General features: G+C 59.7%; 3 protein-coding genes and 4 pseudogenes. 5 read left to right on the top strand and 2 right to left on the bottom strand.

What is annotated here, in order from left to right:
• Positions 1-92 precede the first annotated feature (92 nt).
• Positions 93-734: pseudogene (locus tag ABIB66_RS43245) on the top strand (transposase); the annotation flags it as partial.
• A gap of 56 nt (positions 735-790) precedes the next feature.
• Positions 791-1,078: pseudogene (locus ABIB66_RS43240) on the top strand (hypothetical protein).
• Positions 1,079-1,145: 67 nt separating this feature from the next.
• Here the strand turns inward: ABIB66_RS43240 and ABIB66_RS43235 are convergent.
• Positions 1,146-1,885 (bottom strand): annotated as a pseudogene (locus ABIB66_RS43235) (IS256 family transposase); the annotation flags it as partial.
• Positions 1,886-1,952: 67 nt separating this feature from the next.
• Here ABIB66_RS43235 and ABIB66_RS43230 point away from each other — a divergent pair.
• On the top strand, positions 1,953-2,186 hold the full coding sequence (locus tag ABIB66_RS43230; protein WP_354260053.1) for a hypothetical protein: 234 nt from the start codon (positions 1,953-1,955) through the stop codon (positions 2,184-2,186).
• Positions 2,187-2,259: 73 nt separating this feature from the next.
• Positions 2,260-2,734, top strand: a pseudogene (locus ABIB66_RS43225) (transposase); the annotation flags it as partial.
• Positions 2,735-3,084: 350 nt separating this feature from the next.
• On the opposite strand, the gene ABIB66_RS43220 reads toward ABIB66_RS43225, so the two are convergent.
• Complete coding sequence (locus ABIB66_RS43220; RefSeq protein WP_354260050.1) at positions 3,085-3,786, bottom strand: aspartate/glutamate racemase family protein; 702 nt, start codon at positions 3,784-3,786, stop codon at positions 3,085-3,087.
• Positions 3,787-4,843: 1,057 nt separating this feature from the next.
• Here ABIB66_RS43220 and ABIB66_RS43215 point away from each other — a divergent pair.
• A partial coding sequence (locus tag ABIB66_RS43215) for a CoA transferase (protein WP_354260047.1) occupies positions 4,844-6,435 on the top strand: 1,592 nt, incomplete at its 3' end.

The raw sequence follows: 6,435 nt of genomic DNA, 5'->3' as shown, positions 1-6,435 counted from the left end.
CGCTGCGACGATGAAGCCGAAAACCGAGGAGTCCGACGAGCTCTAACGGTTAACTGGAAAGATCAGCGCGCTGCGGCCTACCGCGTAGGGTTACCCTGATTGAGGCCTGGGCCTGGATGAAGAGTCTCCACGACGGCTCGGGCGAGCCTCCAGCGCAAGGCGGCGGGCGCAATGCCGAAGCGGACTTCCATGGCCAGAAACGCTCGAAGACACCCATGCTTCGACCACCGATCGGGATGCCAGGCTCTACCGCAAGGGAAAGGGCAAGGAGACGAAGCTGTGCGTCATCGGGCATGGCTGATGGAGAACCGCCACGGTCTACTGGTCGAAGCCTGCCTGACGCCGGCCGACGGGCATGCCGAACGGGTGGCCGCGCTGCACATGATCGAACCGCGTGCCGACCGGCCGACAGCGATCACGCTTGGCGCCGACAAAGCCTACGACGCAGAAGACTCGTCCATGAGCTGCGCTCGATAAGCGTGACGCCGCAGGTTGCGCAGAACACCACCGGCCGCAGCTCGGCGATCGGCGGGCGAACGGACCCGGCGCGGGGGCTATACCGCTAGCCAGCGCGTCCGCAAGCGGATCGAGGAGGCATTCGGCTGGATCAAGACGATCGCCGGGCAAGAGAAGACCGCTTCCGTGGCCGTGAACGCGTCGGATGTGCCTTTACCTTCGCAGCCGCCGCCTACAATCTGGTGCGGCTGCCCAAGCTAATCGCGGAGGCCGGCTGAAGGCCAAGGTGTCCGGCTTCGCCAAGGCCTTTGTTGGCAGTTGGCGCATCGTCGAAATGGACAACTGGGACGGTGACTTCCTTGACCCGGTCGAACAGGCGCATCTCACGTTCAAGAGCAAGTCCGGCGGTGAAATTGCCTTCGGCGCGTTGAAGGGCTTCCTCGATGTCCGCTAGGGCGCGCGAGACGGTTCCGCCTGCGCGGAGTTCTCATGGGAAGGGCACGATGAGAATGACCCCGCCTGTGGTCGCGGATAGGCTATGATTGGCACTGCGGGCATGCTCGTCGGTCACTTCTACATACAGAATAGCGACGATTCAGCCTGCGTTTGCGAACGCGGCTGAGTTCTTCAACAGCGTGCTAGCGTGCGCTTACGAGCTATCGCCAAATTTTGGTGACGGTCTGAGCCGGTTAGGCGGCGGCGGTTGTGGGCTGGCGGTCGGTCGACTTGGCGGTGACCTCGATCCCGTCGTTGAATGTCACACCGAAAACGAGGTTTGACAACTGGTTATGTCTGTCGAGGCGGCGCCAACTTCTCTGGGCGCTCTCGACCAGTTTGAAGTCCATCGCGAGCGCGGTCTGTTGGATAGGCAGCCCTTCGATCGGTTGGTGCGGTGGCGCACGTGGCGAGGTGCTTTCGATGGGGTTGGTTGTCCGCAAGTGTTTCCAGTGCTCGGCCGGGAAGTCGTAGAATGCGAGCAGCGTATGTCGATCCTTGGCCAAGCAGTCGGCGGGCTTGTCGTAATTCAACGCGTAGCTCTCGATGAAGGCCTCGAACGCCAGTTCGGCGGCGGCCTTGGTTTCGGCCGTCCAGATCTCCTGCAACGCGGGTTTGGCTTTCGGCTGCTGGCTCTTCGATAATTTGGCGAGCACGTTGGCGGTTTTGGGCACCCAGCAGCGCTGCTCGCGCGTTTTCGGCCAGACCTGGCCGGCGGCCTTCCAGAACCCGAGTGCGCCGTCGGCGATGACGAGCCGCGGGGAAGCATCGAGCCCGCGCCGCTTCAATCGAGCAGCAGATCGCGCCAGTCGTGCGCGCTCTCGCGGGCACCCTCGGTGAAGCCGACCAGTTCCTTGCGGCCTTCCGGCGTCGCGCCGATCAGCACCAGGATACACTGCTTTTCGTCCTCCAGGCGGGCTTCGAGATGGATGCCGGGCAGAGGCGGCTGAAGATACGCCGCTCGCAAGCGGGTCACCTATAGTCGACACTCGGAATGTGGTATGCTCGACGCCCTTTTAATGGCGACGCTGATCATTCCTTCGATTATCGAATTACGCATCGATTGCCTCACGACGGCTGGCTTCGCCCGGCTGCAAGCGCGACCTCTGGAGCTCGAGGAGATTGCTCGTCAAAAAACTCTAACCATTTTGCTCAACATACAACCGTCTCCAGCGTTTCATAAGCCAGTATCGCAGTGGCGCCGTAAGAGCGGAGCTATCGCCGAAAGTTGGTGACGGCGGGAATCGGAGGCGGCATATCGTGGGGGTGCTTGAAGCCTCCACTTCTCCACCGAAGGAGCGATATGCCGTGTCCAACGATAGCGTTATCAAGCTGATTCAGCCAGGATTGTTCGACGATCAACTCACCGAAATCTTGCGCAACGGAGCCCGTGCCCTGCTCGCCAAGGCAGTCGAGGCCGAGGTTGCGGACTTTCTCGACAAGCAGGCTGATTGAGGACGCAGGAGGGCCACCAGCGCCTCGTCCGGCATGGTCACCTGCCGGAGCGCGAGGTGATGACCGGTATCGGTCCGGTCGCTGTCCGCCAGCTATGTGTTCGCGATCGCGAGGCGGACGCCACCAACCCTGACCGCATTCGGTTCTCTCCGTCGATCCTGCCGCCCTACATGCGCCGCTCGAAGTTGATCGAGACGCTGCTGCCGATCCTTTACCTGAAGGGTATCTCGACCGGCGACTTCTTGGACGCGCTGGCTGCGCTGCTCGCAAGGATGCTGCCGGGTTCTCGGCCTCCGCCATTGGTCGCCTGAAGGACGGTTGGCTCGATGCGTTCTGAATACACCAAGTCTATACGGCACTTCAGATAGCAGCAACTGACCTGGAGACCGCAGACGCCGCACGGTTTCCGGTGCGTACCATATCGCTGAAGTCATACCCGTCGTCCTTTCGCAGCCCTCCCGAAGATCATCTGGAAGCTCATGTCGGGCTGCATGACGAACTGCTGGGTCCTGCGGGGATCGGGCGGCCTTCGGCCCGATCCATTCCGGCGGAATAGCCAGCCCCGATCGCTGCCAAGCGTCGGGAAACCATAAGGCTGATGCGCGATATCGCGACCGGCCGCACGGCTTCCCCGGACTTAATCTTCTGTTACTGCTGCTTTTCAAAAAGGCGAACGGCTTAGGCCGTTGATGCCATCGTCATCCGACAGAGGCTCGTGATGTCGTACACAGGCAACTGTGCGACACGACGGATGGGGGACGCAACTATCGGGAACGCCGCGCATTCGAATAGAATCAGCGCGATCTCTGGATGGTCGGCGCGGAGACGCGCGACGCAGGCGGCGACGTCCCTTTCCACGGCGTTTACATCTGTTGGCGGCGGCGGGCGCTTCAGCTCGTCATGCCAGTACTTGCCACCTTCGATGCCGCCGATGACGACTCTCGCGCGCTCGACCGGATCATCAACCCCGAGCAACTCTTGTCCGCAATGAGTGGAATCGTATGTCAGGACGGCAATCTTGGTGGAATGAGAGGCCTGGCGTAGCAACGTGGGCAAAAGGAGCAGACTTGATGTCAGTACGGGCACGGTCACGGACGCGGCGATAGCTGGCTGATGCCGGATAGAGAAGCCGCACGTCGAGCTGATTGCGACGGCGCCTCGCTCGACCAAGCGGCGGGCTGCTGCGATGAACGCCGGCTCGAGCGCCGGATCTCCGCGGACGACATTCTCCACCCAAGCTCCGGCGACAGTCTCGTCTATGGTAGGAAAACTGAACGTATCCGGATTAAGCATCGAGCCGCGCGGTGAGGCGGGCGACATGGCGTCGAGTGCCAATCCACGTTCGAGGTGCAGAATTCCGAGCGAACGTGGCGGTGTCATGGACGAACCCTGCCGTTATTCAAAGCGTTTTGGTCCAATTCGAGTCTGCTCAAACAGCGCTCGAGCCGGAATACCCGTGCAAACAGCTCCCAGGTGGCTTCAGAGCTGCCTTTGCCCGTCCAAAAGTCATCTCGATTTCCTTGTTCTACTCACCGCGTTGTGGTTCCACTCGCGATATCCTACCGGGAAGTCAGCGAGGGGTTGAAGCTTTTCCGCGCGCTTACGTCGGGAGGGCCCTATGGTCGACTGAATGTGTCCACCAACCGAGTAGTCACGTATCTGGCCAATCAAAACCACTACTAACATTGCCAGTTGACCTGAAGAGAGTGTTGTCAACATACAACGGGAATTGTTAAGCTTAATAGCGGCGAGCATGCTAGGGCTGTGATCGATAGAGGCGCTCAGGCCATGCGTTTGCATGGCGCGGGTCGAGAGTAGCCCTGCGCCGGCGATGGCGGCGAGCGGAATACCAAATACAGGTCAGAGTTGTGTACTGCCGGTATCGATCCTAGCAGTCCGCGAGCCCGTACGCTTACAGGGAGTTGCCCAAGTGAGTCATCCGCGAACTCACCATGAGAACCGGTCATCCATACTACTAGGCTAGCGAGCCGAATGAGAGGTCGCGTCGACACGGATGGTCGCGTGTGCAGTCTCGCCGGAGACATGATGCAGATTTCAGTGCTGACCGCTTCATTTGGTAGCTGCCCGTGCGAGGCATTCGATGCTAGTTCTTCTGAACAAGAGTGGTTGTTCGCGTACTCCGAAAGACGCTGTATCCGCAACTGTTGTCATAGCAGCTTGGTTTCGGCGCGATCCTGCCCAGTTGCACTATCCTGCGGACCGACAGCGCGAGCAGTGCTGTCACGGAAGAGATGCACAGTCTAGGTCGGAGAACCTCTATGTGGAATGCTGGAGTATCAAGTCGTAATCGTCAGCATGCCTTCTTAAGGCAATCGCAAGCGCTCTTGTATGGCTTACTGAGTAAGGAGCCCCCCTCTTGATGCGGCCCCATGTTCATATGTTAAACGCGAGTTCGCTCAAAGATACGGAGGCCGCGATGGGAGTGTTATCGCACCTGCGAGTGATCGAGATAGGTAGCTCGGCGGCAGCAAGCTATTGCGCGCGGTTGTTTGCGGACTTCGGTGCCGATGTTCAGAAAATCGAACCACCAGCGGGGGACCCACTTCGTCGTAGCGCGCCGATGACACCGGCCAGCCAGAGCGCTTGGTTCGCATTCCTGAACTTCAACAAATCGAGCATCATCATCGATGCGGCTGACGCGGATGCGATCATACGGTTGAACGAACTGATCGAAGATTGCGACATTGTGATTGATGGCCGGGAGGTTGATAATGCGGATTGTCCGTCCATTGATATCGCCGGGGTCCGTGAGCGGTGCCCCGGCTTGATTCACCTTGAAACAAGCTGGTTCGGTCGCGAGGGGCCCTATGCGGGGTTCGCCGCAACCGACTCAACGGTCCGCGCGCTCGCAGGTCTCGTGAAGCTGGTTGGACCGGTTGAGGGCCCCCCTTTGCATGCACCCGATTTCCAAACGGGTATCCTGGCCGGCTTGTGGGGCTTCATCGCTGCGGCCTGTTCGGTGATCGCTCGAGCGCAAGGCCTCGAGGGCCGGTCATGGTCACTCAGTATTTTCGAATCGAGTGTGACTCTATCCGAGTATCATATGTTCGAGGCGTTCACGCACGGCGACGTAATGCGCCGAATAGGTATCAATCGGTTTTGGCCGACTTTTCCGGCCGGCATTTATGAGACCAAAAACGGATGGCTCGGCGTTACGACGCTCACGCCCGCACAATGGATCGCATTCTGCGACATGCTTGGCCTGCCCGAGCTGCGTAATGATCCGTCTCTGATCCTCAACAAGGATCGCCTCCAACGTATGGAACAGATTGAACGACAGTTCGTGCCGAGGCTGAAGAAGCGGACAGCACCAGAGTGGTTTGCCGAGGGGCTGGTGCGTAAGATCCCAATTGTACCTATACCCGAGATATCAGATCTCTTGGAGCACAGAGAGAAGAAGACACGTGCCGCAATCGTCCCAGTTCGGCTTGGCATAGAAGAGGGCCAGACCGTGGGCTCGATGCAGCGGCTGAGATCGACCCCACCTCGCACCGGCGGCAAAGTGCCGGCTCCAGGTGAGCAGCAGGCTTTTGCGAATGCGCGAACTCACGTCACTGAAACGGTGCCTAGTTCGTCCGACTACATCACCGCGCATCGGCAGCCATTGCAGGGAGTTCGCGTGATTGACTTCTCGATGGGCTGGGCGGGGCCGTTGTGTACCCGCATATTGGCCGACCTCGGTGCGGACGTCATCAAGATCGAAGCCATCCAGTACCCGGACTGGTGGCGCGGCGTCGATCGGGCCCCTGACTACGTGAACGGGCAAATTTATGAGATGATGCCGAGCTTCTGCATTATGAACCGGAATAAGCGCGGCATTACACTCGACCTGAGGCGGTCGCAAGGCCTGGGTCTCGCCAAGCGATTAGTACCGGAAGCCGACATCGTGGTCGGCAACTATTCGGTCGATGTGCTGCCGAAGCTTGGGCTCGGCTACGATGTGCTCAGAAAGCTCAATCCTCGACTGGTTATGATGTCGATGTCAGCCTTTGGCTCGAACAGCGTGAA

The sequence above is a fragment of the Bradyrhizobium sp. F1.13.3 genome, from assembly GCF_040548265.1.
In the GTDB taxonomy this organism is placed as follows: domain Bacteria; phylum Pseudomonadota; class Alphaproteobacteria; order Rhizobiales; family Xanthobacteraceae; genus Bradyrhizobium.
The sequence above is the reverse complement of the archived record's forward strand: the minus strand, read 5'-3'. Positions and strand labels throughout refer to the sequence as shown.